Below are 26,631 nucleotides of genomic sequence, written 5' to 3'. Positions count from 1 at the left end.
CACGATGGACGTCGGGCTGCTGCTCATCCTTCCTTCTTCTCCTGCACGTCCGCCACCCATCCCTCCCCCACGGTGCTCCAGAACTCTCCTGGGCGCATGACTTCCTTCCAGCGCTCGAACTCCGGATGCTGAGTCAGCTCTGCGAATCGGATGCCACCATCAGGCAGGACCGTGGAGAGGCGGACTTCTTTGGGGTCGAGGTGGTCGACCAGGTAGGGTGAATGGCTGGTCGCGATGATTTGCAGCTCCGGGTCTTGCTCCTGCAATTTGCGGAGCTGCGCCACGAGGTCCTTCTGGGCCTTGGGGTGAAGCCCTCGGTCGAGGTCGTCCAGGAGGATGAGCTTGGGGCGTGGGTTGCTGAAGAGGACGGTCAGTAGCCCGAGGACGAGCAGCGTGCCTTCACTTGCGCCTTGACTGGAGATGTTCGCGGCTCCGTTCAGATCAAAAAGGAGTCGATGCCCAGAGTAGGTGCGATGAATGGTTCTCGCGATGGCATCTTCGTCGATGCGGAGCGTCTCGACCTCTTGTCTCTTCACTTCCGCCAGAGAGAGTCGTACGCGCTTCACCTGCGGAATGACGTTGCGGAGTGCTTCGAGAAGTTCGGTGAATGTGTCAGGGCGATTCAGGGCCATTTGTGCGAGGACTGAAGCAAGCCCCGTCCCATCCGACTCGACTCGTGGCTCAAGGGACTCCGTGTATGACGCTTCTGCGAGCTTGCGCCCCTCAAGCCGCAAGAGCGCCCGTGCATTCCAATCGTCGAGAACTGGGGGCAGTCCAAGCAAATCGAGCGGTGCACTGCTCTGAATGGGACTGGTAGGCGGAGGGACATCGAATCGCATCCCGCCCCACCTGCCTCTGACTTCGGGCCTGAAGCCCCGAGAGCCGTTCTGCGCCGGTTCTGTCGGCATGAGATAAAGCTCGACGTGCCCAGGTTCGCCTCGCCAATGTCCGGATGCTTGGATGGATGTTGGTTCTGCCTCTGAACCCCGTTTGCGCAATCCGGGAGGCCCGCCATGGGTCTTCATAAGGTCGCCACGACGAGTTGATGGATGAGCGCATCCCATCAATACATCCAGGGACTGAAGTACGCTGGTCTTGCCAGAGGCGTTCGGACCCACGATGACGGTGAGGCGCTCCATGGCGAGCTTTGCCGACTCGATGCCTTTGAAGTTCTGAAGGGTCAGCTCGTGAATCATGGGTGCTCGCTCGGGCGCTTCACGTCGGGTGCCGGGAACTCTTCCAGCCCAGCAGAACGCAAATGGCGCGTTCGGTGTTCGGTTCTACTCCACCTCCACGTGTCGTCCCAGGAATGACGCGCCTGATACTGTCCACCAGGAGGAGCCCGCGGCCATGTCGAAGCGTCTCTATCCCCGCATCCTGCTGGCCGCCGCCCTGCTTGCCACGAGCGCCCACGCCGCCAGCCCGTTCCTCAAGCCCGGTGACGAAGTCGTCGACCACGTCCGTACGCGCTTCTACGACGCGAAGCGCGGCGAGGCCTGGGCCACGAAGCATCAGGGCTACGGCGCCTCCGCCACCAGCGCGGAGGACTTCGCCCGGCGCACCCAGGCCGCCCTCTCCGAACTCAACGCCTCGCACACCGCCTTCTACCCGCGAGGTACCACCGGTCACGCCGACCTCTCCGCCATCTTCCAGCGCCACCTCAAGCTCCCCAAGGTCGAGGTCCCCAGCATCGGCGCCGACATCCAGGAGACCCCACAAGGCTTCTTCGCCCGCCACGTCTTCGCCCACGGCCCCGCCGCCAAGGCCGGCCTGCTGCGCGGAGACCGCCTCCTCTCCGTCGAAGGCAAACCCTTCACCTCCGTCGCCTCACTCACCCAACGCGTCAACAAGCCCACGCGCTTCACCAGCGAGCGCACCCAGGGCGCCGAGCCCACCGTCCTCACCATCACCCCGCGTCTCGTGAACCCCAAGGCCGAGTGGCTCGACGCCCAGCACGCCAGCACCCGCGTCGTCGACCACCAGGGCCGCCGCGTCGCCTACCAACAGCTCTACTCGTGCGCCGGCCCCGAGCATCAACAGAAGCTCCAGGACGCCCTCTCCGACGACTTCGCCCAGGCGGACGCCCTCGTCATCGACTTCCGCGACGGCTGGGGCGGCTGCAATCCCACCTTCCTCAACCTCTTCAACCGCGCCGTCCCTCGCTTCGTCGGCATCGGCCGCGACGGCCGCCGCAACCCGTGGTCCGCCACCTGGCGCAAGCCCGTCGTCCTCCTCGTCAACGGCAACTCCCGCAGCGGGAAGGAAGTCGTCGCCTTCACCATGAAGCGACTCGGGCTCGCCACCCTCGTGGGCCAGCACACCGCGGGCGCCGTGCTCGCCGGCACCCCACTGCGCCTGTCCACCGGTGACCTGCTCTACCTCGCTGTCGAGGCCGTCGAAGTCGAGGGCGTCCTGCTCGAGGGCGTCGGCGTCCCCGTGGACGTCGAGGTCCCCGACACTCTGCCCTACGCCTCCGGCAAGGACCCGCAGCTCGACAAGGCCCTCGACGTCGCCGCCACGGCAGCGCCGTCACCCTGATGCAACAGTCTCAGTGTCTCCACGTGCCATACAGGTACGCGAGCCCCGCGGCCAATGCCAGCAACATGCCCAACAGGCTCCACGTCACGATGGAGCACCCCGGTGACGCCTGGGAGATGACCGGCAGCTTCTGCGTCTTCAGCTCGTCCACCAGCTGCGACAGCTGCCCCGTGTCATAGGCCACCGGCTCGCCCGTGCTCAGCTTGCGCCCGAGCTCCACCAGCTCCCGCTCCGAGAAGAACCGCTCCGACAACCACAGGCTGCGCGCCTGGAGCATCCGGTCCGTGCCGCCGCGCGCCGGGTCCAGACCGCACCCGTCGCAGACGTCGAACGCGCCCTCCTTCGTTTCGCCGCAACCCACACAGACGGCCAGACCCATGCGCCCATCCTAACGCGCGCGCGCCACCTCTTGGGTCAGCTCAATGTGACACCGTGCCCCATCGCCCCTTCATCCAGGTGCAACCGCGAGCCCTCGTACCGAATCCCGCTCCGGAACGGATGCCGCGCGATGAACAACGGCGTGTCCAGATCCGCGTACGTGAAGCCCCCCAGCCCCGCCGCCAGGTGCGCCGACGCGCTCATCGCCAGCACGCTCTCCACCATCCCTCCCACCATCAACTCCAACCCCGCCGCCCGCGCCAGGCTCCACATCGTCAGCGCCTCCACCACCCCGCACTTCATCGTCTTGATGTTGATGCCGTGCGCCGCCCCCTCGCGGATGAGCCGCAGCACGTCCTTCGCCGAGCGCGCCGACTCGTCCGCGCACACCCGCACCTTCGAGCGCCTCGCCACCTCCGCCATCCCCGCCACGTCGGACGCCGGCACCGGCTGCTCCAGCAACGCCAGCGGCACCCCCGCCCGCTCCAACTCCTTCACGAACGCGAGCGCCTCCGCCACGTCGTAACCCCCGTTCGCATCCGCGAACAGCCGCGCCCGCGGCGCCACCTCGTGGATGGCCACCATCCGCGCCGCGTCCTGGTCCGGAGAGAGCGCGCCGACCTTCACCTTCAACGTGGTGATGCCGCGCTTCAGGATGGACCGCGCCGACTCGGCCGCGTGCGTGACGTCCCCCACCGTCACCGTCATGTCGATGTCCAGCACCGTGCCCGCCCCACCCAGCATCACGTACAGCGGCACGCGGTGATGCCGCGCCAGCGCGTCCAGCACCGCCATCTCCACGCCTGCCCGCCCCGCCGGCGCCAGCGCCAGTCCATCCCCGAGCCACTCGGACAACGGCCGCCACGCGCGCACGTCCCGACCCATGAGTCCCGCACGCACCCCCTCCAGCGCCGCGAGCGTGCTCGCCTGCGTCTCCCCACTCACCGCGGGGAATGGCGCCGCCTCGCCCAGGCCCACCGTGCCGTCCGCGAGCGTCAGCTTCACCAACACGTTCTCGGCCGCGTGCTGCGCGCCCGTCGCGATGCCGAACGGCTCCGTCAACGGCAGGTCCAACGGCTCGAACTGGACGGCGGTGATGAGGGTGGGCGTCATGTCCGGAAAGGCATCCTGGTCCGCTCCCTGGATAGAAGGGGACACGCGAGAGGTCGGCTCATCGTATTCAACCCGGTGCTCCGAGGTGTCAGGGAGGCGGATGTGGGTCTCACATCCTCGGCTTGTGCCTGCGAGCCTTTCATGGCGACATGCGGGGACTCCGGACGTTTCCAGGAATTGCGGCCCTGCTGAAGGGTTCCGGAGATTTGGCCTCCGGGTGGCGCGGATGCCCGGAGTGAGCGGGGCATGTCGGCGAAGGACACGAGACAGACAGTCCCGGCCCTGGGCGCGGACACGCTCTTGGAGGCGCTGGAAGAGGCGGAGCGCCATGACTCGGAAGGGTGCATGGTGCTGAGCGCCGTGCGCGACGCGTCCGGCGCCATCGTCGACTTCGAGTGGCTGTGGGCCAACCCCGCCGCCTCACGCGCGCTCGGGCACGGCACCGATTCGCTGCGCGGCAAGCGATTGGGCGACGTCTCGCCGGTGGCGGGCCTCGGCGGTCGGCTCGCCATCCTCAAGCAGGTGGTGGAGTCAGGGCGCCCCGCCGCGGACAGCTTCCCGGAAGGTGATGCGTGGCTGCTCGGCACCGCGGTGCCGCTGCGCGACGGTGTGCTGTTGCGCCTGCGCGACGTCACCAGCGCGCTGCGGATGGAGGAGGGCCTTCGCGACACGCTGGATTGGGTGCGCGACGTGCTGGAGAGCACCCCCGAGGCGTTCTTCACCGTGGACGCCGAGTGGCGCATCACCTACGTGAACCGCCAGGCCGCTGAAATCACCGGGCGCACGCAGGAGCAGGTCTTCCGCAAGATTCTGTGGCAGGCGTGCCCGGAGCTGGTGGGCACGCTGTTCGAGCGCGAGCTGCGGCGCGTGGCCGCCGAGGGCTCGTCCACCATCTTCGAGGTGCGCACCTCGCCGGAGCGCTGGCACGAGGTGCACGCGTGGTGCTCGGGGCAGAACGTCTCCGTCTTCTCGCGAGACATCACCGGCAAGAAGCGCGCGGAGGCGGAGCGGGACGCGCTCCTGACGCGTGAGCACTCGGGGCGCCTGGAGGCCGAGGCCCTGGTGCGCGAGCGCACGCAGGAGCTGGTGGCCGCGCGCGAGCGACTGGTGCAGTCGGAGAAGCTGGCCATGGCGGGCCAGCTCGCCGAGGGCGTGGGGCACGAAATCAACAACCCGCTCTCCTACGTCAGCGGCAACCTCCAGTTCGCGCTGGAGCAGATGGAGACGGTGCTGCAGGGCCAGGTGCAGGGCGGTCCGCTGGCCGAGGCGCTGGATGCGCTGCGCGAGGCCCGCGAGGGCGCCGAGCGCATCCGCGTCATCGTGCGTGATTTGCAGACGTTCGCCCGCGCGGACGAGCCGCACCTGTCCCCGGTGGACGTGCACGCGGCGCTGGAGTTCGGGCTGGCCATGGCGATGCCGCACCTGCGCTACCGGGCGGAGGTGGTGCGGAGGTACTCGCAGGTGCCCACGGTGATGGCGCACGAGGCGCGGCTGGGGCAGGTGTTCCTGCACCTGCTGGTCAACGCCGCGCACGCGATTCCCGAGGGCGACTTCACCCGGCACCGCGTCACGCTGTCCACGTGGCTGGAGGGCCCGTGGGTGGTGGTGGAGGTGGCGGACACGGGCCACGGCATGACGCCCGAGGTCGCCGAGCGCGTCTTCGAGCCGTTCTTCACCACGCGCGCGGTGGGCGAGGGCAGCGGGCTGGGCTTGTCCACCAGCCTGGGCATGGTGCGCAGCATGCGCGGCGAGCTGAGCGTGGACACCACGCCCGGCGCGGGGAGCATGTTCCGCGTGCGCCTGCCGGTGACGGCGGTGGTGGCGGACGCGGTGGCCCAGGGCGCGCCCAGGGACGTGCCGGAGCGCAAGCGGGTGCTGGTGGTGGACGACGAGCCTCAGCTCGCGTCGCTCCTGCGGCGGCTGTTGGGGCGGCACCACGAGGTGGTGGTGACGCACAGCGGCCGCGAGGCGCTGGCGCTGCTCGAGCGCGACGCGGACTTCGACCGCGTCTTCTGTGACTTGATGATGGCGGACCTGACGGGGATGGACCTGCACGCGGAGCTGACGGCGCGGGGGCCGGAGCTGCTGTCGCGCTTCGTCTTCATGACGGGCGGCGCCTTCACCGAGCGGGCGCGGGCGTTCCTCCAGTCGGTGCCGCTGCCGCGAATCGAGAAGCCGTTCGACCCGGGGACGCTCAGGGCGCTGGTGGAGGGCGCGCCCCCGCGCGACAGGGCCCTGGAGCCGCTGCCGCGCGTGGCGCGAAGAGGGTGACTACAGCTTCACTTCGTCGCGCTCGGGCCGGGTGATGTAGCCCGAGCCCGCGGCGACCAGCTTCTCCATCAGCTTGTCCATGCCGTTGGAGCGCGCGAAGGCCATCTCGTTCTTGGTGACGCCGACGAGCGTGAGCAGCTGCACCTTGCCGCTCTCCAGGGCGAAGTGGTCGGGGCGCGACGGGTCCCGGACGAAGACGAAGCCGCTGAGCTTGGAGTCTCCGCCGTCCAGCGTGCCCTCGACGGGGTAGCGGTGGTTGAGCGCGAACGCGCGCATGCACACGAGGTTGTAGGCCATCATGTCCAGCAGCCGGAACACGGGCCACTTGGCCTCCTCCGGCGTGTGGATGACCATCTCGTAGCCGATGCCGCTGGCGGCGTCGGGGGCGATCTCCTCACCGGGGGCGATGGTGAAAGGGTTGGACAGGCCACTGGTGACGTAGGTCCAGTAGGGGTAGTCGGGGCTGGGCTTGGCCACCCGCACGCCCATGGGGCCCCAGTTGGGGTCCGGTTCACCTTCTACCTGCGCGATTTCGCTCTCCATCCAGGCCTGGATGGCGTCCGTCTGGTCGAGCGTGAAGACGCCTTCGTCGATGGCGCCGAACAGCTTGGGGTACTCGACTTCATCGCGGTCCGCCCAGCAGTCCTCGTACCACTGGATGAAGTCTTCGTCCTTCTCCGGGGCTTTCATGACGCGTCTACTCTAGAGGGTCACCCCGGTTTCTCAACTTCCCCGTGAGGGGCCGGGCGCGCGCCTGGCTGGTGGGAGACAGCGGGCGGCCCCCCGGAGGGGGCCCGGGAGGGGCTCGTCCTCGGGGCAAGGCCTCGGCGCGGGCCCAGCGGGGGGCCTGGAGGTGCCTGAACGGCGGCTCGGCACCCTTGGAGCCCCGCGAATCCGGCGGAAAGTCCCAGCCGACGAGGGTCAGGTGCCGCTGGCCTGCTTCAGGGGCCAGGGCTTGAGGCCGCAGATCTGCTCGGCCTCCTCCACCGCCATGTTCAGCCGCGCCCGCTCGCGCCGCACGTAGTCGCGCACCGCGCCGTCCAGCCTGCGGTCGAAGATGACGTGCGCGCTGTGCACCGCCGTGGGCTCGAAGCCTCGTGACACCTTGTGCTCACCGCCCGCGCCCGGCTCGAACACCTTGCGCCCCGCGCGGATGCAGTCGTCCACCGAGTGATACAGGCACACGTGGAAGTGCAGGAACGGGTGCTCCTCCGTGCTGCCCCAATAGCGGCCATAGAGCCGCTCCTTCGTCGCCAGGTTGAAGGCCCCCGCGATGACCCGGCCCTCGCGCACCGCCTCCACCATCTCCACCTGGTCCGGCATCGCCTTGAACACCCGCGAGAAGAACCCCGGCGTGAGCTGTATCTGCCCCCACGCGTGCCGCTCGCACGTGGCCGTGTAGAACTCATACGCGCGCTTCGCGTGCGCCGGGGTCAGCTCCGTGGTCCGCACCGTGCGCAAGCTGATTCCCTGCGTGGCCGCCGCCGCCCGCTCGCGCTTGAGCTGGTTTCGCCGCTTGGAGTCGAAGCGCGCGAGGTAGTCGTCGTACCCGCCGTACCCCGGGTTCTTCCAATGGAACTGGAGCGTCACCCGGCGCGCCAGCCCCTGCTCCTCCAGGAAGTCCGCCTCGTCGTCCGTCGGGTAGAGGAAGTGCACCGACGAGCACCCCGCCTCCTCGGCGCTCTCCACCGCCGCGGCGAGCAGCGCCTTGCGCATCGCGGGCACGTCCTCTCCCGAGGCCACCAGCAGGCGCGGCACCGTGGCCGGGGACAACGGCCCGCCGACGACGAGCTTCGGGTAGTACTCCACGCCGAGCCGGGCCGCCGCGTCCGCCCACCCGAAGTCGTAGATGTACTCGCCCATGCTGTGGAACTTGCGATACGCGGGCGCCGCGGCCACCAGCGTCTCGCCCCGCCACAGCGTCAGGTGATGCGGCGCCCACCCGGTCTCCTCGGTGGCGCTGCCGCTCTCCTCCATCGCCGCCAGCCACGCGTGCTTGATGAAGGGCGGTGCGTCCAGGCCGGTCAGCGCGTCCCAGTCAGCGGCCGGGACGTCTGTCACTGCGTCGAGGATACGGAGGCGGAGCGGGGTCTCTGTAGGCACGGGGAGCAGTTCTAACGCGTGCCCCGCGTTCGCGCCGCCCACCCGCCCGCTCGCCCGGCCTCCGGTGGAGGTAACGGCCGGAAACGACTCGCGCCGGGGGGACGGTCATCCCCTCGGCGCGACGTGTCCTTCGAAATCTGGAAGAGGCCTCAGGCCGCCCGGGCGGCGCCTGCCTCACGCGCCGCCTCGCGGGGCTCCGGCCACACCGCGCGCTGGGGCGTGGCGATGCGAATGACGCCCAGCTTCGCCAGCACGCGCATCACCTGCCACGTGGGGTCCACCTCGAACCTGCGCGCCGCGAAGTTCGGGCTGCTGCCGTACTTGTGGTGGTTGTTCTGGAACAGCTCACCCATGCACAGCACCTCCACCGGCAGCGTGTTGCGCGACTTGTCGCTGCTGTCGAAGTTCCGGTAGCCGTACTTGTGGCCGCACCAGTTCACGATGGCCCCGTGCACCGGCCCCATCAGGAAGTGCACCGGCAACAGCAGGAACTGCCAGGGCGACGTGGCGAACAGCACGTAGAACGAGGAATAGAACGCCACCCAGCCCAGCGTCGCCACCCACGAGTTGCGCAGCGTGTCGTCCACCAGCGGCCACTCGGGATAGCCCCCGAGGAAGCGCTTCTCCGTCTCACCCTTGCCCGACGCGAAGTCGTCGTAGCGCGTCTTCGTGTGCAGCATCATCCGGAACACGTCCGTGAAGAAGTGCGGCGAGTGCGGGTCCTTCTCCGTGTCCGAGAAGGCGTGGTGCTCGCGGTGAAGAATCGCGTAGGCCTTGGGCGACAGGTACGACGAGCCCTGCACCAGGTAGGTGAGCAGGTGCATCACCCGCTCCGTGCGCGGACCCATGGTGTACATGCGGTGCGCGGCGTACCGGTGCTGGAAGAAGCTCTGGAAGAACACACAGAGCAGCCAGTGCGAGACGAAGAAGATGAGGACGGCCATGGCGCTTTTCCCGGTTCGGTGTCCAGGAGAGCCAACACCGCCCATGTCATGGCCACGTCATCCCGGGCCGGAAGATGCCTCCCGTGGACCCTCGGATGGCCCCCGGCTTCAGGCCCCCATCAGTCCAACGTGTGGCCCGCCGCGTTGACGCGCGGCGCAAGGGGCCCGGTTTCCGGTACGGAGCGCTCCGCCTACACGTCACACGCAGGGAAGGGGAACACCCATGGAGCGGGCCGACATCGTCAAGCTGGACAAGCAGCACGTCTGGCACCCGTACACCGCCATGGAGGCGTACATCGCGGGGACGAACCCGCTGGTCATCGCGCGCTCGGAGGGGGCCTACCTCTTCGACGTCGACGGGCGGCGCTACCTGGACGCCAACGGCTCCTGGTGGGTGTCCACCCTGGGCCACCGTCACCCTCGGCTGGTGCGCACCCTCGTCGAGCAGGCGGGCCGGCTGCCCCATGTCTCGCTCGCCGGAATCACGCACGAGCCCGCCGCCGCGCTCGCCGCGGAGCTGGTCGCCATCGCCCCGGGCGCACAGCGCGCGGACCTCCCCTCGGGGGAGCGCCTGTCGCGCGTCTTCTACTCGGACAACGGGAGCACCGCGGTGGAGGTGGCCATCAAGATGGCCGCGCAGTACTGGGCGCAGAACGGGCAGCCCAAGCGCACGCGCTTCATCACGCTGACGGGCGCGTTCCACGGCGAGACGCTGGGCTCCACCAGCGTGGGCGGCGTGCGCGAGTTTCGCGACATCTTCGGCCCGCTGCTGTTCGACGTGGTGCACGTGCCGTCGCCGGCGGAGGAGGGCGGCTGGGAGCGCGCCTTCGCCCAGGTGCAGGCCGCGCTGCGCGAGCACCCGGAGGACATCGCGGGTGTCATCGTTGAGCCCGTCATCCAGGGCGCCTCCGGCATGCAGATGTACTCGCCGGACTTCCTGCGCGCGGTGCGCGAGGCCACCCGTCGGGTGGACACGTTCCTCATCGCGGACGAGGTCTTCACCGGCCTGGGGCGCACGGGCGCGCGCTTCGCGGTGGACCTGGCTGGCGAGGTGCCCGATTTGCTCTGCCTCGCGAAGGCGCTGTCGGGCGGGCTGATGCCCTTCGCGGTGACGCTCGCGTCGGAGCGCATCTTCTCGGGCTTCCTCGGCGCGTCGTCGCGGGCGCTGTATTACGGGCACTCGTACTGCGGCAACCCGCTGGGCGCGGCCATCGCGCGCGAGGTGCTCGCGGTGTACCGGGACGAGGACGTGCTGGGGCAGGTGGCGCGCAAGGCGCCGAAGGTGAAGGCCGCGTTCGAGCGGATGGCCGCGACGATTCCGGGCCTGGTGCGCCCGCGCGCCGTGGGCATGGTGGGCGCGGTGGACCTGGGCGGCGGTGGCTATCTGGCGAGCGGTGGCTGGCGTGTGTACGAGGCCGCGCGCAAGCGGGGGCTGTACCTGCGCCCGCTCGGGGACACCGTGTACATCGCCCCCGCGCTGAACATCCCGGACGCCGCGCTCGATGAACTGCTGGGCGGCATGGAGGAGTCGCTGCGCGAGGTGGCGGGCGGCTGAGGCGCTCGCCGCTTCGGGTCTCACCGGGACGCGTGTCGCTCGCGGCCGTGCATGCGGAGGTCCGCCGCGTGGAGCGGCCACCGTCTCGCGTCAGCCTGGGTGACTCAGGTCAGCACGGAGGGTGGTGGTGGAGACTCGGGCCTGGCGATGCGGCGCTCCTGCCGGAAGAGGAGAATCTCCCGGAAGATGATCTGCACCGTGGCCGCGACGGGCACCGCCACCACCGCGCCGACGATGCCGCCCAGCTCCGCGCAGAAGAGCACCGCGAGCAGGATGAGCAGCGGGTTGACGTGCACCGTGCGGCGGAAGACGAGCGGCGCCAGCACGTTGCCCTCCAGCTGTCCGTACAGCACGAAGTACGCGAGCACGCCCAGCGCCATCCACATGCCGCCCGTGGCCCACGTCAGCAGGGTGATGAAGCCGCCGGCCACCACGGGCCCCGCGTAGGGCACCATGCTGGAGAAGCCGCTCATGATGCCCAGCGGCAGGAAGTACGGCACGCCCATGGCCGCGAGCACCGCGGAGGTGAGCAGCGCGTTGAACGTGCAGATGAGCGTGAGCCCCGTCAGGTAGCCGCCCGTGGCCCGATACACGTTGCGCATCACGCGCACGTAGCGGAGCCGGTGCTCGGGCTTGGGCAGGTCGAGCAGCCGCTTGAGCAGGCCGCCGCCGAAGACGAGCATGAACACGACCAGGAAGAAGACGCTCAGCGCGCCGCCGACGAGCCCCACCATGCTGCCCAGCGCGTACATGAGCAGCGAGGGCAAGGTCCCCGTCGCCAGCTCCGGCGTCGCGTCCTCGAGCGGGCGAATCCAGCCCAGGTTGTGGAGCCGCTGGTTCAGCCCTCGGAACGGGCGCGAGTCGCGCACCTCCTGCCAGAGCTGCGGCCACTGCACCACGAGCGCGTCCACCTGCGCCGCCGTCGCCGGAATCACCAGCAGCGCCAGCGTCGCCAGCACCGTCAGGGCGCCGGCCAGCATCAACGCGATGGCCAGCGCGCGCGGCACCCGCCAGCGCTCCAGCCGCGACACGCCGTGCTCCAGCGCGAGCGCTATCAGCGCCGCGATGCCCGTCAGCGTGAGCGCCACGCGCGTGCGCACCACGAGCACCACGAGCGCCACCACCGCCAGCACCGCGAAACACACGGTGAACACCGTCTTCGGTGTCACCTGAGAGCGCTGTCTGGCTCCATCCTGCTCCGCCACCGTACCCCCGGGCCCCGGCTCACCGTTCACCGTGTCGCGGTAAGCACGATGGGGCCGGAGCGCCAGTGCCCGCATGCCCGGAGCGGCCCGGCTGTGGAGTGGGCTCCAGCCCGACGCCCGGCCATCACGAGGCCTGTCCACGGGTCGACAGCTGGCGCGTGAGGGGAACGCGCCTGGCCGTGACGCGGGAGGCGTCAGTTGCGCGAGGGGAAGATGCCTTCCAGCGCGATGATGAAGTTGAGGCAGAGGAACGGCGACATGTTGTTGTGGGGCTGGCTGCCGCCCGCGATGCCGATGGCCGCCGGGTTCATGGTCCCGTCGATGGGCGCCGCGCGGTAGTTGAAGATGGTGCCGTTGTTGTCCGCCGCGAGCACCGTGCCCACCGGCGTCTCCGTGTCACCCTGCTGCGAGCTGACGTTGAGGCTGTGGGTGTGCTGCGGCATCTGGTTCGAAATCAGCGTCACCGTCTCGCTGCCACCCTGCTCGCCGAGCGTCCGCGGCGACAGCCCCGGCCCCTGGCCCGGCTGCATCGGATAGCGACCGCGCAGGTCCGGCAGCGCGAACGTCGTCTGCCCGTTGCCGCCATACGTCGTGCCCAGAATCGAGAACAGCGCGGTGTTCTGCGCGATGGCGAGGATCTGCCCCTGGCAGAAGGCCCAACCGCGCGGCGCGAAGTTGCCCGCGAACATGCGGATCTCACCAATGTATGGCTCGGACATGGGTACACCTTTCGTGTGTGTGTTTCACGCGCCAATGAGTACGCGTCACACACACCAGAGCAAAGCATCGGCCAGCCCTTCCTCCTGGGTCGGGAACGAATCAGGGCCGTGTGTCGGTCCCTGCTTCACGAGGAGGGGCGCCCACGAAGGGATTTCCCGTCCGCGTGCGTCATGCGTTCCGGTGTGACGGCGCCGCGTCCCGAGGGAACGCGAACGGTCGTTCTTTGACGGACGGGATTCGAATCACAAGCACGCCTGCCCTGGTGGGTCGGTGGCGAACGGCTCGATAATCCATCCTGGCTCGTGACTTGCTCTGGCTCGCGCGCCGAGGTTCGACAAGAGGGGAGACGCATCAATGGCTCAGATGAAATGGCAAGGCGCCGCGACCTGGTCGCGGTGGCTGACGGCTCTACCCGTGGTGGCGCTGCTGTCGTTGACCGGCTGTGACGAAGGTCAGCAGGGGCCCCAGGGGCCGCAGGGACCGCAAGGACCCGCGGGGCCTGCCGGTGAGCAGGGACCCGCGGGGGCACAGGGTCCCGCGGGCGCGCAGGGGGACGTTGGACCGAAGGGTGACACGGGCGCTGTCGGCCCGGTGGGGCCGCAGGGGCCGCAGGGGCCAGAGGGCCCCGCGGGTGGTCCCGCCGGTCCTCAAGGGCCCGAGGGCAAGCGCTCCCTGGCCCGCACGTCCGTGGAGGACGCTGGCGCCAACTGCGCGACGGGCGGCGTGAGAATCGACACCGGCGTCGACGACGACAGCGATGGGACGCTGGACGAAGCCGAGGTGGATGCCACCAGCTACGTGTGCAACGGCCCCCAGGGTCCGCAGGGCGCGCGGGGTGAGACGGGCGCGCAGGGCCCCGTGGGTCCTCAAGGCGAGGTGGGTCCCCGGGGTGAGCAGGGGCCTCGCGGTGACACCGGCGCGGTGGGCCCGGTGGGCCCGCGAGGTGAGACGGGTCCCCAGGGCGAGCAGGGCCCGCGCGGCGAGCAGGGCCTGCGCGGCGAGCAGGGGCCGCAGGGCCTGCGCGGCGAGACGGGGCCGCAGGGCGCCGCGGGCATCCACTCGGTCGCGGCCACGGCCGCGGAGGCTGCTGGAGCCAACTGCGCGACGGGCGGCGTGCGGCTGCAGTTCGGCCAGGACGCCAACGGCAACGGCGTGCTGGACGCGGGCGAGGTCAACGCGGCGCTGACGCGCTACGTGTGCAACGGAGCCCAGGGGCCGCAGGGGGTGCCTGGCGCGACGGGCGCGACGGGCGCGACGGGCGCGACGGGCGCGCAGGGCCCCGTGGGAGCCACGGGCGCGACGGGTGCCACGGGTCCTCAGGGGCCGGCGGGCTCGACGGGGGTGTTCGGTGATGGCTCGGCCGGTGCGTACACCGTCTCGAACACGGTCGACCTGACCACGGTGAGCGGGTTCTCCACCCTCGCGGGACGGCACCACATGCAGTTCACCACCGTGAACGTCTCCGGCACGCTCATCGTCCCGAGCGGCACCGTCATCCGGGCCACGGGCGACGTCACCATCAGCGGCACCATCATCGTCGACCCAGGCTCGTTGGACACGGGCCCGGGCGGGGCGGATTCGGGCCTGTCCCGCGCTCCGGCGGGTGAGCCCTCGGGTGGGCTCGGCGTGTCGCCCGTCCACGCGGCGCAGCTGTTGCGGCCCGGCAACAAGGGCGGCGGCTCGGGCGCGCGCACCGTGGCGGGTCCGTTCGGCGGCGGCGGTGGCTCGCTGGTCATCCTGTCCCAGGGCACCGTGCGCATCCAGGGCTCGGGCGTCATCAATGCCTCGGGCGCGTCGGGTGGCAATGTGCTCGAGAACACTCAAGGCGCCGGTGGGGGCGCGGGTGGTGTGGTGGTCATCCTCGGCAAGGCCGGCGTGACGGTGCAGGGCTTTGTCCGCGCGCAGGGCGGCAACGGTGTGAACGGCAACAACCTGGCCGGCGGTGGTGGCAAGGGCGGCGGCGGTGGTGGTGGCGGAGGCATCATCCAGGTCGTCTCCTCGGCGTCTCCGACCGTCACGGGCGGCCTCGTCGTCACCGGTGGCGCGCCCGGAACGACGGCGCTCCCGACCGGCGCCAGCCAGGTCATCCAAGCGGGCGGTGGCGGTGGTGCCATGGGCGGCGCGGGCGGCTCGGGTGGTGGCGGAAACCTCACGAACCCCATCGCGCCCGGCGCGGGCGCGGATGGCTACGTCATCCAGACCGTGGTGCCGAACCCGGAGAACCTCTTCCTCTGATTCGAGGGGAGTCGATTGCGGCCATCGTCGGTCCCTCCGGACCGGCGGTGGTGCGCGGCCTCCTCCCCCGAGGTCTCATCGAGGGTCGTGGGTCGCGGCCATCGTCGGTCCCTCCGGACCGGCGGTGGCTCGCGGCATCCTCCGAGGTCTCATCGGGGAAACGAGGACCGCGCGGCGGCGCGTGGAGCTTCGCGGTTCATGTTGACGGTGAGGCGGCCCGAGCGGGCTTCGCCTCGGCAGGACTTCGCGGAAGCGACAGGACGCCCGGCCCTCGTGTGCGGGCGCCTCGTGTCGCCCGCGGAGGTTGCACCCCGAGAGGTCGGCCCACCTCCGGGCGGCGGTGCATCCCGGCGCGCGCCGCGCGGCTCCTCACGGAGCCCATGACGCGGCGTCGCGGTGGATGCGGTCTGAAGCCGGGCGGAACGACTCGCCTTCGTGTCGGAGGGGGCCGCGGTAATCACGCGGGCCACGAAGGCGAGGCGGTCCGTTGCCTCCAGGACAAGGGCTGCCTCGCGCGCAATCGGCGCGAGGCCCGTTCGTCCTTCGAGGCATGGCGCGTTTCCCCCGAGACGGCCCTCCTGGCCCTCACCCCGCGCGCGGCGCGGGACTCCACTGCATGGCGACATACGGCGGCCCCGCGTCCGGGGGCTGTGAGGACGGCTCCTCCTGGAAGCCCAGCCGGGCGTACAGCTCGCGCGCGGGACTGTCGTGCAGCACGTGCAGCCGCACGGGCACCCGGGCCTCGGTGGCCGCGTCCAACAGCTCACGCAAGAGCCGTGTCCCCAGTCCACCGCCCTGGTGGGAGGGAAGCAGGGCGATCTCCACCAATCGCCACTCCCGCGCACCTCGGTCCACCAGCAGCCTGCCGGCGGGCTGACCCGCCACCAACACCACCCGGTCCTCGGCCGTCGGATAGCGCACGGCCCAGTCGCGCCCGCGCGCCAACCACTGCATGCGCAGGAACGCCTCGCGCTGCGCGGGTGTCCAACCCCACGTCGCCAGCTCGCCCGCACGCGTGCTGGCGTACAGGTCGAAGAGGAAGCCGTCGTCGGAGGGAGCGCGGGGACGCGAGGTGAGCGGCACGGTGCCAGGCAGCATGGACGCGCGGACACCCGGGCGTCCACCACCCGACACGCCGCCGGGCGCCCGCGTCCAACCGACGACGCGGATTGAAGCAACCCCCGGCCCCCCACGTCCGCGAGGCGAGGGGCCGGACGTCAGACCTGGATGAGAGCTTCGGTGCATTCCCGATAGGAGTACGCGATGAAGAAGACCCGAGACCCCGAGCTGAGCCGGGCCCTCCAGGAGGCCCGCGAGACAGAGGAGAAGTGGCGTGGACTCGCCGCCCGGCTCCTGGAGCTCGGGGACGACGCGATGGACGCGCAGCTGCTGGTGGCCTTTCGCGCCGCGCGCGAGGAGGGCGTCGTACCGCCGGACGCCGGCTTCTTCCTCGTCGCCCACATCCTCACCGCCATGGCGGACGAGGCGCTGACGGAGGTGCCGCGCGTCCAGCGGCTCGCGCTGGAGCTGGACCTGATGGAGCGCGAGTACGGCATGGAGGACGGCGTGTGGCACGACGCCGACGAGCCGCCCCCCGAGGACTGGGAGGCCCTGCTCGCCGAGTACGAGGGCGCCTGCGACGAGGCTCGCGCCGCCTTCTTCCGCGCCTACGGCGAGGAGGACATGGCCCGCCTCTACGTGGAGGACCGCGTCTCTTTCCACCGCCGCTTCGAGTCCGGCCGCCGCTTCTTCCACGGCCTGCCCATGTACCCCGAGCACCTCCACTGACCTGCTCCACGCCGCATGGAGCGGCGCGTCAACCCCGAGGGCAGGCCGCCATGTGCCTTCCGAGCGGCGAGAAATCGAGAGGGGACGAGGTCATCCGCGCCGCTCTCCTTCTCGGAAGGTGGTGCGCACGCGGGCTCGCTCGGGGGTTTTCGTTTCAATCCGGCGGTGCGGGCACAGCGGGGACGAAACTTTACGTTCACAATTGTGTCAATTAGTGGGGCTACAGGCTGGCGCAATGGGACTTTGATGCTCACTCTTGCGTCGCGCTGGCGTTTTCCAACGTCACACCCTATTTGGCCGCACGACTTCAAGTGGTGCGGAGCGGGCCGGTACGGAAGTCAATGCATACCAAGGACAAGGACACAGAGACTCGAAACTCCAAGGCGAGTCTCTAGCGCGCGGCGCGCGTCTCCGAACGAAATCCCCTCCAAGGGCTCGGGGCCGCGCGCCGCCGCACTTTTCCTGGCGGATTAGACTGTTCCGCCATGTCGACCTCACAGGCCACCCGACTGTTGGACCTCCTCTGGGAGCGTTATGCCTCGGAGGTGCCGTACGCGCGCACCTTCGTGCAGCTCTCCGGGGGCAGCTTCCGCAATGACCACGTCGCGCTGCGCTCGCTGGCCCGGCCCGGCGGAGGCATCGCGTTGTTCTCGCGTCCCTTCGAGCGGCTGGGCTGGAAGCCGGCGGGGGCGTACACGTTCCCCGACGCGCACCTGTCCGCCATCTACCTGTCGCACCCGGAGGGGCTGCCGCGCGTCTTCATCTCCGAGCTGAAGTCGGAGGAGCTGTCGCCGCGCGCCCGGGAGCTGCTCGCCACGCTGCCGGACGACCCGCCCCCGCCCGAGGACGTGGACGCGCTGGCGTCGTGGTTCTGCTCGCCGCCGCCGCCGTCGGAGGCCGCGCTGCTGGAGCTGGAGAAGGAGTCGCAGTACGGCGCCTGGCTGCTCGCCTTCGGCCGCAAGGTGAACCACTTCACCGGCTCCGTGGATGACGTGGAGGCGTGGCAGCACCGCATGCGGGAGGCGGGCGTGCCCATGAAGGCGGACATCGAGGGCGCGCCGGGCACGTCGCTGAGGCAGACGGCCACCCAGGCGGCCCCGCTGTCGGTGGCCCTGCGCGAGGGAGGCCGTCGCCCCTGGCCCTACGCGTACTTCGAGATTGCGCAGCGCGCGCCGGACTTCGACGGCTTCCTGGGTCCGCAGGCGCGCGCGCTGTTCGACATGACGAAGCGCTGAAGTCCGTCAGCGCAGCGCGCGGATGACGCGGGCGGGGTTGCCCGCGGCGAGGACATGGGGCGGCACGTCCTTCGTCACCACGCTGCCGGCGCCCAGCGTGACGCCCTCCCCGACGGTGATGCCGGGGAGGATGATGGTGCCGCCGCCCACCCACGTCTTCGCGCCGATGGTGACGGGCTTGGACAGCTCCGGGCCCTTGATGCGCTCGTCCGCGTCGAGCGGGTGCGTGGCCGCGTAGATGTGCACGTTGGGGCCGAAGGACACGTCGTCTCCAATCGTCACCTGGTTGCAATCCAGGATGACGCACTGGAAGTTCATGTACACGCGCTTGCCCAGCTGGATGAAGGTGCCGTAGTCGCAGTGGAACGGCGGCTCCAGGTAGACGCCCTCGCCCACCTGTCCCAGCAGCTGTCCGAGCAGCTGCTTGCGCAGGTCCTCGTCCTCCATGAGCGTGTCGTTGTAGGCGCGCAAGAGCCGCCGCGCCCGTGAGCGCGCCGCCGTGAGCTGCGCGTCCCAGCCGTTGTACAGCTCGCCGGCCAGCATCTTCTCCATCTCGGTCCGTGCCATGGCCGGCAGTGTCCACGCCCGCGCCGGCGCGACGCGGAAGATGTCCGGTGCTTCGTTGGCGGATGGACGTGAGGGATTGTGCTCGCACGCCCAAATTTCCGAGGTCCAACGAATGCGGCGTGGGCTGGGAATGGGCGCGAAGCGCCGTCCCACTCATGTAGTCTGGTGGCCTCTTCCTGACCCGTGGGGGGACGTGTTGATTCGGATGGTGGCGAGAATGCTGGCCCTGGTCGCCGTGCTGGGATTCGCGGCGCCCGTCGTCGCGCAGGAGTCGGCGCCCGCGCCGTCCGCGTTCGACCTGGCGGTGAGCGTCCCGCGAGGAGGCGCGGCGAAGTCGAGCAAGCCGTCGGTGGAGAGCCTGCTGGGTGTGATGGGACGCACCACGCGCTTCAAGCAGGTGGCGGTGTCTCCGGACGGCGAGTGGCTGGCGTGGGTGGAGGTGGCGGCGACGGGCGGCACGCTCATCCAGGCGATGGAGCTGGGCGCACGCGAGCCGAAGGCGCTGCTGGTGAGCGCCTGTCCCGAGGGCAAGACGTGCGACGAGTCCTCCATCCAGTGGAGCCCGGAGGGGCGCCGGCTGCTGTTCCTGTCGGACGGGCACCAGCGTGGCAGGACACAGGTGTACGTGGCGGATTTGCAGGAGGGCGTCGCGACGAAGCTGACGTCCTTCGAGAGCCCCATCGCCTCGCCCCGTTGGTCGCCGGACGGCGCGTCGGTGGCGGTGCTGGTGATGCAGGGCGAGGGCGCGGCGCAGGCCCTGGGGCCCCGCGGTCCCGGCGCGCGCGAGACGGGCGTGGTGCGCGAGTCGCATCCGGTGCAGCGGGTGGCGGTGGTGTCGGTGGCGGAGGGCTCGCACCGCTTCGTCACGCCGGAGCAGACCTTCGTCTACGAGTTCGCGTGGAGCCCGGACGCGGCGCGGCTGGCGTACACCGGCGCGCCGCCGCCGGGGGACGCGAGCTGGTGGCTGGCGAAGCTGCACGTGGTGGAGACGGCGAGCGCGCGCTCGCGCGTGCTATACGCGCCGAAGTGGCAGCTCACCGAGCCGACCTGGAGCCCCGACGGCAAGCAGGTGGCCGTCATCGAGGGGCTGATGAGCGACCACGGCTCCAACGGCGGGGACGTGATGCTGGTGCCGCTGGACGGCGGCAAGGCGCGCAACCTCACGGCGGGGATGAAGGCGACGGCGATGTCGCTCGAGTGGGTGTCGTCGCGCTCGCTGGTGTTCGGCGCGCAGGTGCGGGGCGAGTCGGCGGTGGCCACGGTGGACCCGACGCAGCAGGGTGAGCCGCGCGTGCTGTGGAAGGGGGCCGAGCGCATCAGCGCGCGCGGTCAGGTGGGGCTGTCGCTGTCGCGCGACGGCAAGGTGAGCGCGGTGGTGCGCGAGTCGTTCTCCAGGGCGCAGAACCTCTGGGTGGGGCCGGTGGGGGAGTGGGAGCGCGTCACGCGGCGCGAGGAGGACCTGCGCGCGCTGGTGGGCGAGGCGAGGGATTTGACGTGGAAGAGCGACGGGGTGGAGGTGCAGGGCTGGCTGGTGGCGCCGCCTCCGTCGATGATGCCGCCCCCCGGTGTGCGGGCGCCCATGGTGACGATGGTGCACGGCGGGCCCGCGGCGGGCGTCGTGCCGGGCTTCCGTCCGGACGTGCTGATGTTCACCGCGCGCGGCTACTACGTGTTCCTGCCCAACTACCGGGGCAGCTTCGGCCAGGGGGCCGAGTTCGCCCAGGCCAACCGGCGCGACTTCGGCTTCGGGGACCTGCGCGACATCCTGTCCGGCGTGGACGCGGTGCTGGCGCGCGCGCCGGTGGACCCCGCGCGGCTGGGCGTGACGGGGTGGAGCTACGGCGGCTTCATGGCGATGTGGGCGGTGACGCAGACGCAGCGCTTCCGCGCGGCGGTGGCGGGCGCGGGCATCTCCAACTGGCAGAGCTACTACGGCACCAACCGCATCGACGCGTGGATGAAGCCGTACTTCGGCGCGTCCCTGTACGACGAGCCGGAAATCTACACGCGCAGCTCCCCCATCAACTCCATGAAGCTCGTGCGCACGCCCACGCTGGTGCTGCACGGCGAGCGGGACCTGGAGGTGCCCGTGACGCAAGGGCACGAGTTCCACCGCGCGCTGAAGGAGCTGGGCGTGAAGACGCAGCTCGTGGTCTACGCGGACGAGGGCCACACCCTGCGCAAGCCCGAGCACGTGGTGGACCGGATGCGGCGCACGGTGGAGTGGATGGACGCGCACCTGCCCTCCGGCTCGGCCGGCGGCGCGGCCAGGACGTCGCTCCTGCCCCGCTGAGACGGTGCCCGTGGCCTCAGTGGGCGCCGCGCAGGTTGAGCAGCACGACGCCGCCGATGATGAGCAGGATGCCGGCCACCTTGGTGAGGTTGATGGCCTCGCCGAGGAAGGTGACGCCGATGACGACGATGGCCGCGGTGCCCAGCCCGGACCACATCGCGTACGCGACGCCGATGGGCACCTGCTTCACCGCCTGCGAGAGCAGCGCGAAGGCCACGCCGTAGCCGGTGAGACACGCCACGGTGGGCCACAGCCGGGTGAAGCCCTCGGTGGACTTCATCAGGCTCGTCGCGGCCACCTCGAAGGCGATGGCCCCGAGCAGGAAGAGATACGCCATGTGCCGACCTCCAGTCCCTGGGGTCCGTAGTCGCTCCGGGGCCACGTCGCCAGCGGGTCCTTGCTCCGGCTGGGACGGTGCGTCGGTGGACGCGGACGAATGTCTCGCGAGGGGGGCCTAGCGGGCGCCGGGCCTGTCCTCGGGGGCGACGAGGGAGGTGAGCACGTGGTCCCTCCAGCGGCCGTTGATCTCCAGGAAGTCGCGGGCGTAGCCCTCCACCACGAAGCCCAGCCGGCGCAGCACCGCCGCGCTGCGCAGGTTCTCCGGCAGGTGGTTGGCCTGGATGCGGTGCAGGCCCATGCCGTGGAACGCGTGGGCGCAGACGGCGCGCAGGGCCTCCGTCATCAAGCCCTTGCCCTCGTGGCGATGGTCCAGCCCGTAGCCCAGGTCCGTGGCCTGCAAGGGCCCCCGGCGGATGTGCGCGAGCGAGATGTTGCCGATGACGGGCGCGGAGGAGGGCGGCGCGTCGCGAGGCAGCACGACGAGGCGCAGGGAGCGGTCGAAGCGCGCGTCCTCCAGGTCCTGCGCCAGCCGCGTGCGCCAGTACGTCAGCGTGTAGAAGTTGCCGGGCCGCGAGGGGGACACCAGGCCCAGGTGTTCGCGGTTGGCCTCGTGGTAGGCGACGACGCGCGCGGCCCCGTCCGGAGGGAGCTGGGTGATGCGCAAGCGCTCGGTGGTGAGCAGGACGATGGGCTTGTCGGAGTCCATGGCGTGTCGGCGGCCGCGGAAGCTAACGCGCCACGCGCTGTCCCGCACGCCCCCGGAAAAGAAAGCTCCCGCCCGGAGCGTCTTCTCCGAGCGGGAGCGGTGAGGCGTTACTGCCGCACGTCCTGACTCGCACCGTCGCCCGAGCCATGGAACTGGTGGTGGTCGTCGGACGTGTCCTGCTGGCCGCCACTCTCCGAGGTGTCGCCCGAGCCGCCCGTGCCGGGCTGCTGGACGTCCCCCAAATCCTCGTCATGCACCGCGCCCGACTCCGGCGCCTGCTGCTGCTCATTGCCGCTCGAGGAGCCGCCGGTGCCAGGCTGCTGTTGTTCGCCGCCGCTCGAGGAGCCGCCCGTGCCGGGCTGCTCCTGGCCGCTGCCGCCGACGGCGCGCGAGCCTCCGCGCTCGAGGATGATCTCCACGCGGCGGTTGTTCGCGCGGCCCTCGGCGGTGGAGTTGGAGGCCACCGGCCGGTACTCCCCCATGCCGCGCGCCTCGATGCGGTTGGCGGGCACGCCCTGGTTGATGAGGAACTCCTTCACCCGCTCGGCGCGCTGATAGGACAGCCGCTCGTTGAGGGCGTCGGAGCCCTGCGAGTCCGTGTGTCCCTCGATGAGCAGCGGCCGGTCCCCTTCCTTCAGCACCTGGGCCACGTCCGCCAGCCGGTCTCTCGCCACCGGCAGCAGGTCCGAGGCACCGGACGCGAAGAGCACGCTGCCCGACAACGTCAGCACCGTGCCTCGCGCCTCCTCGCGGACCTTCAGGTCCTTGTTGGCCCGGTCCAGCTTGGAGATGGCCTCGGCCGCCTGTCGCTCGGCCTCCACGCGCGCCTGACGCTCCGCCTCCAATTGCTGCGCGGCCTGCTGGTCCGCCTGGCTCTGCGTCTGCTGCTGGCCCTGGAGCAGCTGCGCCTGTCGCTGCAGTTCCTCGTTCTGGGCGCGCAGTTGCTGCGCCTCCTGCTCCACCTGCTGACGCCGCGCGGCCTCCTCGGACAGCCGCAGCTCGCCCTCCTGCTGACGGGCCTGCGCCAGGCGCTGCTGCTCCTGGAGCGCCTGGGCCTGGTTCAGCGCGACCTCCGCCTGGGCCTGCTGGCGCGCGGCGATGTCCGCCATGCCCCAGGCGCCCGCCGTCTCCGCCTTGCGCAGGGCCACGTAGGAGAGCACCCGCGTGCGCTGGGACTTCTCGTCGCGCTGGTACTCGCGCTCGGCGGCGCGCAGGGCGTCGCGGGCCTCGGCCACGTCGCGGGGACGCTCACGCCCCTGCGGACTCGCCGCGAGCTGTTGATAGGCGGCGCGGGCCTCCACCAGCTCCTTCGGCGCGGCCGCGCTCGCGCTCCCCGCCACGAGGAGCGCCGAGGCTCCGACGAGGGCCTTCCAACCATGTTTGCTGCCTGCCATGACGGTCTCCTCCCGGACTGGGGCTCACTGCAGGCCGCGCCGCAGCGCTTCGGCCTGCTGGGTGGTTCTCTTCGCCTGCTGCTCCATGGGCAGCGCGCGTGCGAGCGCCAGCGCGAGGTCCGCGTCCGCGTCCGCCTGCATGAAGCTCAGCTCCGCGCCTTCCGCGTCATCGTCCATCAGCAGCTGCTCGCCATGGTTGACTTGCTGGCGGGCGAACTCCAGATGGCGCGCGGCTTCCGGGATGCGCGCTGCGCCGGCTCCTTCCGCGGCGCGCATGGAGGCCACCGCCTCCGTCCGTCGGGTGTTCGAGGTGGGTTTCACGCTCTGACTGGCGCACCCCAACAGGGTGGCGCACAGCATCGCGGCAAGCAGCTTCGGGCGCACGGTCTACCTCCAGCCGTCGGTCCACGGAGCGCGGGTGTCGCGCCCCAGGTCCAGAAGTGTGCTCGGGCCGACAGCGCGGCAATCCACGAGGGCACAGGCCGCATGGGGAGGGACCGGGCATCCCCGGGGTGGGGCGGGCAGGGGTTGCGCTCGCCAAGCCGCGTGACGGTGCCGCAGCGCGCGCTGGCCGCCCGTCGTCGCAAGCGATAGGACGTGGGGCCTATGCGTCTGCACCTGGTGGATGGCACGTATGAGCTGTACCGCGCCCACTTCTCGCCCCGGCCGGGCCACGCCGCGCCGGATGGCCAGGACGTGAAGGCGACGGTGGGGTTGATGTCGTCGCTGCTCATGCTGCTGCACGACGCGGACGAGGCGGTGACGCACGTGGCGGTGGCGTTCGACAACCCCATCCGCTCGTTCCGCAACAGGCTGTTCGCCGACTACAAGGGGGACGAGGGCGTGCCGCCGGAGCTGCGCGCGCAGTTCGACCTGGCCGAGGAGGCGGTGGCGTCGCTGGGCGTGCGCGTGTGGTCCATGAAGGAGCACGAGGCGGACGACGCGCTGGCCACGGCGGCGGCGCGCTTTGGCGGCGAGGTGGAGCAGGTGCGCATCTGCACGCCGGACAAGGACCTGGGCCAGTGCGTGCGCGGCCAGCGCGTGGTGCAGGTGGACCGGCGACAGGAGAAGGTGCTGGACGAGGACGCGGTGCGCGCGAAGCTGGGCGTGCCGCCCACGAGCGTGCCGGACCTCCTGGCGCTGATGGGCGATGTCGCCGACGGAATCCCCGGGCTGGACGGCTTCGGGGAGAAGGGCGCGTCCGCGCTCGTGTCCGCGTATGGCCGGCTGGAGGCGATTCCGGACGACGCCTCCACCTGGTCCGTGCGGCCGCGCGGCGCGGACAAGCTGGCCGCCACGCTGCGCGCCCACCGTGAGGATGCGCTGTTGTACCGCAAGCTCGCCACGCTGGTGGAGGACGCGCCGCTGCCCGGGACGAAGACGCTCGCGGACGTGGCCTGGGCGGGCGTGCCTCGCCAGCGGTTCGAGGCGCTCTGCGACAGGCTGGGCGTCACCACGCTCAAGCGCCGACCGAAGCGCTGGGTGGACTAGCCCGCGGCCTTGTCGCCCCGGTCGTCCTGGGGCACGAGGGCGACGGGCGCCTGTCGCGGCAGGCGCACGGTGAAGGTGGTGCCGTCGTCCTGCGTGGAGCGCACGTCCACCGTCCCGCCGTGCGCCACGACGATGCTGCGCACGATGTAGAGCCCCAGGCCGATGCTGCGCATGCCCCGGTCCTCGGGCCGCTCCAGGCCGCGCTCGAGCGGCTCGAAGATGCGCGACTTGAGCTCCAGGGGGATGGGCAGGCCCTGGTTGTGGACCTCCAGCACCACGCCGCCCGAGTCCTCGCCCCGCGCGACGACGCGCACCACCGTGTCCGGCGCGCTGTACTGCATGGCGTTGCCCACCAGGTTGCCGAGCACCTGCGCCACGCGGTCCGGGTCCCACTGGCCCACGCCGTTGCCCGTGTACTCGGAGAGGATGCGCCGGTCCGGCCACGCCACCTGCAACTCGTCCAGCGCCGCGTGCACCACCTCGTGCAGGTCCATCAGCCTCGGGTACACCGGCAGGCCCCGGCCCTGGCGCGCGCGCGTGAAGTCGAGCAGGTCGCGAATCATCCGCGTGGCCCGGTCCGCCGCGCGCTGGATGCGCTGCACGTTGCGCTGCTGCCGCTCGTCCGCGTCCGGCGTCTGCGCCAGCAGCGACGCCGCCAGCGTGATGGCCCCCAGGGGGTTGCGCAAGTCGTGGCTGACGATGCCGATGAGCTGCCGCTCGAAGTCCGCCTGGGCGTGCACCTCCGCGAGCAGGCGCAGGCGCTCCGACTCCGTCTGCTGCATCTCGGTGACGTCCTGCATGGCGCCGACGACCTGCACCGCGATGCCCTCGGTGTCGCGGACGATGTGGCAGCGGTCCACCACGTGCGCCCAGGTGCCGTCGCCGCGCTGGAAGCGGTAGTTCTCCTGCCACTCGTGGCTCTGGCTGGACACCGCCAGGCGCAGGCCTCGCACCACGCGCTCGCGGTCCTCGGGGTGCAGCCGCTCCTCCCACCAGGCACGCGTGTCCCGGATGAGGGAGGAGGCATAGCCGAACTGCTCGTGCAGGCCGCTCGTCCAATCCACCGCGCCCGTGCGCGGGTCCCATTCCCAGACGGCGTCCCGCGTGGCCCGGGCGGCCAGCCGGAAGCGCAGCTCGCTGCGCCACGCGCGCTCCTCGGCCGCCTGCATCTCCGTCAGCGTGCCCTCCGCGAGCAGCCGCCGCGCGCGCTCGTCCTCCAATTGCTGGCGCCGCTTGCGCTCGTGGCTGGCCAGGGCCGTGACGCGCGCCTGGAGCTCCAGCGGGCGGAAGGGCTTGAAGACATAGTCATTGGCGCCCGCGGCCATCGCCTCCACCACGTCGGCCGCGCGGGTGTTGACGGTGAGCAGCAACACCGGCAGCAGCGCGGTGGTGGAGCCCTGGCGCACGAAGCGGCACACCTCCAGGCCCGTCATCCCTGGCAGGTACCAGTCCAGCACGAGCACGTCCGGCGTGCGGCCCTGACCCAGCGCCTCCAGCAGCGCGGCGCCATCCGTGAAGGTCACCACCTGGCAGATGGGCGTGAGCGCGCGGAGGATGGCCTCCGTCTCTCCGGCGCTGTCGTCGAGCACCCACACCAGGGGCGCGGCCTGCATCGGGTCCGGCAGGCGGGGGTCGGTGGGGGGCACGGGTGGAGCGAGGCTCTAGCAATCGATTCTCGCCTCGGTCAATTCTTCGATGGGCAACGCACGGCGGGACTGCCAACCTGTCGCCCGCTCGACACCTCTGATGGCGGCGG

At 70.8% G+C, this 26,631-nt stretch carries 23 protein-coding genes; 8 read left to right on the top strand and 15 right to left on the bottom strand.

The genetic code is table 11. The annotated features are described in order from the left end of the window. Positions 1–23: 23 nt before the first annotated feature. Entirely contained in the window at positions 24–1,196 is a 1,173-nt protein-coding gene (locus tag K8640_RS37415; RefSeq protein WP_223751472.1) for an AAA family ATPase, read from the bottom strand. Positions 1,197–1,350: 154 nt separating this feature from the next. Between K8640_RS37415 and K8640_RS37410 the strand changes: the two genes are divergently transcribed. After that, positions 1,351–2,538 (top strand): S41 family peptidase, encoded by a 1,188-nt coding sequence (locus tag K8640_RS37410; protein WP_223751471.1) that lies wholly within the window; start codon positions 1,351–1,353, stop codon positions 2,536–2,538. Between the two features lie 10 nt (positions 2,539–2,548). On the opposite strand, the gene K8640_RS37405 is transcribed toward K8640_RS37410, so the two are convergent. Beyond that, complete coding sequence (locus K8640_RS37405; RefSeq protein ID WP_141328413.1) at positions 2,549–2,917, bottom strand: hypothetical protein; 369 nt, start codon at positions 2,915–2,917, stop codon at positions 2,549–2,551. 35 nt (positions 2,918–2,952) lie between these two features. Then, a complete protein-coding gene (locus tag K8640_RS37400; RefSeq protein ID WP_223751470.1) occupies positions 2,953–4,029 on the bottom strand; it encodes a dipeptide epimerase in 1,077 nt (358 codons plus the stop codon). 246 nt (positions 4,030–4,275) lie between these two features. Between K8640_RS37400 and K8640_RS37395 the strand changes: the two genes are divergently transcribed. Then, on the top strand, positions 4,276–6,300 hold the full coding sequence (locus K8640_RS37395) for an ATP-binding protein (protein WP_223751469.1): 2,025 nt from the start codon (positions 4,276–4,278) through the stop codon (positions 6,298–6,300). Here K8640_RS37395 and K8640_RS37390 read toward each other — a convergent pair whose 3' ends face one another. The 3 genes from K8640_RS37390 to K8640_RS37380 all read right to left on the bottom strand — a co-directional run bounded on the left by K8640_RS37390 (position 6,301) and on the right by K8640_RS37380 (position 9,347). Further along, positions 6,301–6,990, bottom strand: a complete 690-nt coding sequence (locus tag K8640_RS37390) for a suppressor of fused domain protein (RefSeq protein ID WP_223751468.1) — start codon at positions 6,988–6,990, stop codon at positions 6,301–6,303. A gap of 231 nt (positions 6,991–7,221) precedes the next feature. Further along, a complete protein-coding gene (locus K8640_RS37385) occupies positions 7,222–8,403 on the bottom strand; it encodes a GNAT family N-acetyltransferase (RefSeq protein ID WP_223751467.1) in 1,182 nt (393 codons plus the stop codon). Positions 8,404–8,552: 149 nt separating this feature from the next. Next, the gene (locus K8640_RS37380) at positions 8,553–9,347 is read right to left on the bottom strand and encodes an acyl-CoA desaturase (RefSeq protein ID WP_223751466.1); all 795 of its coding nucleotides are present in this window, start codon (positions 9,345–9,347) and stop codon (positions 8,553–8,555) included. Positions 9,348–9,570: 223 nt separating this feature from the next. Between K8640_RS37380 and bioA the strand changes: the two genes are divergently transcribed. Then, positions 9,571–10,902: an adenosylmethionine--8-amino-7-oxononanoate transaminase gene (gene bioA / locus K8640_RS37375; RefSeq protein ID WP_223751465.1), complete on the top strand. Its 1,332-nt coding sequence runs from the start codon at positions 9,571–9,573 to the stop codon at positions 10,900–10,902. A 104-nt stretch (positions 10,903–11,006) separates the two neighbouring features. Here bioA and K8640_RS37370 read toward each other — a convergent pair whose 3' ends face one another. Beyond that, positions 11,007–12,056: an AI-2E family transporter gene (locus tag K8640_RS37370; RefSeq protein ID WP_223751464.1), complete on the bottom strand. Its 1,050-nt coding sequence runs from the start codon at positions 12,054–12,056 to the stop codon at positions 11,007–11,009. A gap of 245 nt (positions 12,057–12,301) precedes the next feature. Further along, a complete protein-coding gene (locus K8640_RS37365; protein WP_223751463.1) occupies positions 12,302–12,826 on the bottom strand; it encodes a phage tail protein in 525 nt (174 codons plus the stop codon). Between the two features lie 355 nt (positions 12,827–13,181). On the opposite strand from K8640_RS37365, the gene K8640_RS42715 reads away from it, so the two are divergent. Then, positions 13,182–15,062, top strand: a complete 1,881-nt coding sequence (locus K8640_RS42715) for a collagen-like protein (protein WP_255653791.1) — start codon at positions 13,182–13,184, stop codon at positions 15,060–15,062. Between the two features lie 585 nt (positions 15,063–15,647). Here K8640_RS42715 and K8640_RS37355 read toward each other — a convergent pair. Beyond that, positions 15,648–16,160: a GNAT family N-acetyltransferase gene (locus K8640_RS37355; RefSeq protein WP_223751462.1), complete on the bottom strand. Its 513-nt coding sequence runs from the start codon at positions 16,158–16,160 to the stop codon at positions 15,648–15,650. Positions 16,161–16,325: 165 nt separating this feature from the next. On the opposite strand from K8640_RS37355, the gene K8640_RS37350 reads away from it, so the two are divergent. Beyond that, positions 16,326–16,850, top strand: coding sequence for a hypothetical protein (locus tag K8640_RS37350; RefSeq protein ID WP_141329688.1), 525 nt, complete (start codon positions 16,326–16,328; stop codon positions 16,848–16,850). Positions 16,851–17,335: 485 nt separating this feature from the next. Next, a complete protein-coding gene (locus K8640_RS37345; RefSeq protein ID WP_046710520.1) occupies positions 17,336–18,085 on the top strand; it encodes a DUF1338 domain-containing protein in 750 nt (249 codons plus the stop codon). 6 nt (positions 18,086–18,091) lie between these two features. On the opposite strand, the gene K8640_RS37340 is transcribed toward K8640_RS37345, so the two are convergent. Then, the gene (locus K8640_RS37340) at positions 18,092–18,652 is read right to left on the bottom strand and encodes a sugar O-acetyltransferase (protein ID WP_223751461.1); all 561 of its coding nucleotides are present in this window, start codon (positions 18,650–18,652) and stop codon (positions 18,092–18,094) included. A 217-nt stretch (positions 18,653–18,869) separates the two neighbouring features. Here K8640_RS37340 and K8640_RS37335 point away from each other — a divergent pair, with 217 nt between their 5' ends. Next, on the top strand, positions 18,870–20,945 hold the full coding sequence (locus K8640_RS37335; RefSeq protein ID WP_223751460.1) for a S9 family peptidase: 2,076 nt from the start codon (positions 18,870–18,872) through the stop codon (positions 20,943–20,945). A 16-nt stretch (positions 20,946–20,961) separates the two neighbouring features. On the opposite strand, the gene K8640_RS37330 is transcribed toward K8640_RS37335, so the two are convergent. The 4 genes from K8640_RS37330 to K8640_RS37315 form a co-directional block, all read right to left on the bottom strand. After that, positions 20,962–21,282 (bottom strand): multidrug efflux SMR transporter, encoded by a 321-nt coding sequence (locus K8640_RS37330; protein WP_223751459.1) that lies wholly within the window; start codon positions 21,280–21,282, stop codon positions 20,962–20,964. 117 nt (positions 21,283–21,399) lie between these two features. Next, positions 21,400–21,990 (bottom strand): GNAT family N-acetyltransferase, encoded by a 591-nt coding sequence (locus K8640_RS37325; RefSeq protein ID WP_223751458.1) that lies wholly within the window; start codon positions 21,988–21,990, stop codon positions 21,400–21,402. A 107-nt stretch (positions 21,991–22,097) separates the two neighbouring features. After that, complete coding sequence (locus K8640_RS37320; protein WP_223751457.1) at positions 22,098–23,384, bottom strand: OmpA family protein; 1,287 nt, start codon at positions 23,382–23,384, stop codon at positions 22,098–22,100. A gap of 24 nt (positions 23,385–23,408) precedes the next feature. Beyond that, complete coding sequence (locus K8640_RS37315) at positions 23,409–23,768, bottom strand: DUF4398 domain-containing protein (RefSeq protein ID WP_046710524.1); 360 nt, start codon at positions 23,766–23,768, stop codon at positions 23,409–23,411. Between the two features lie 222 nt (positions 23,769–23,990). Between K8640_RS37315 and K8640_RS37310 the strand changes: the two genes are divergently transcribed. After that, positions 23,991–24,875 carry a 5'-3' exonuclease H3TH domain-containing protein gene (locus K8640_RS37310; RefSeq protein WP_223751456.1) on the top strand — a complete coding sequence of 295 codons (885 nt, stop codon included), beginning with the start codon at positions 23,991–23,993 and terminating at the stop codon, positions 24,873–24,875. On the opposite strand, the gene K8640_RS37305 is transcribed toward K8640_RS37310, so the two are convergent. Continuing rightward, a complete protein-coding gene (locus K8640_RS37305) occupies positions 24,872–26,521 on the bottom strand; it encodes an ATP-binding protein (RefSeq protein WP_223751455.1) in 1,650 nt (549 codons plus the stop codon). The two genes, K8640_RS37310 and K8640_RS37305, sit on opposite strands and share 4 nt — an antisense overlap. Between the last annotated feature and the right edge of the window lie 110 nt (positions 26,522–26,631).

The sequence above is a fragment of the Myxococcus sp. XM-1-1-1 genome, from assembly GCF_020037095.1.
In the GTDB taxonomy this organism is placed as follows: Bacteria; Myxococcota; Myxococcia; order Myxococcales; family Myxococcaceae; genus Myxococcus; species Myxococcus fulvus.
This window is presented reverse-complemented; position numbering and strand designations above follow the sequence as displayed.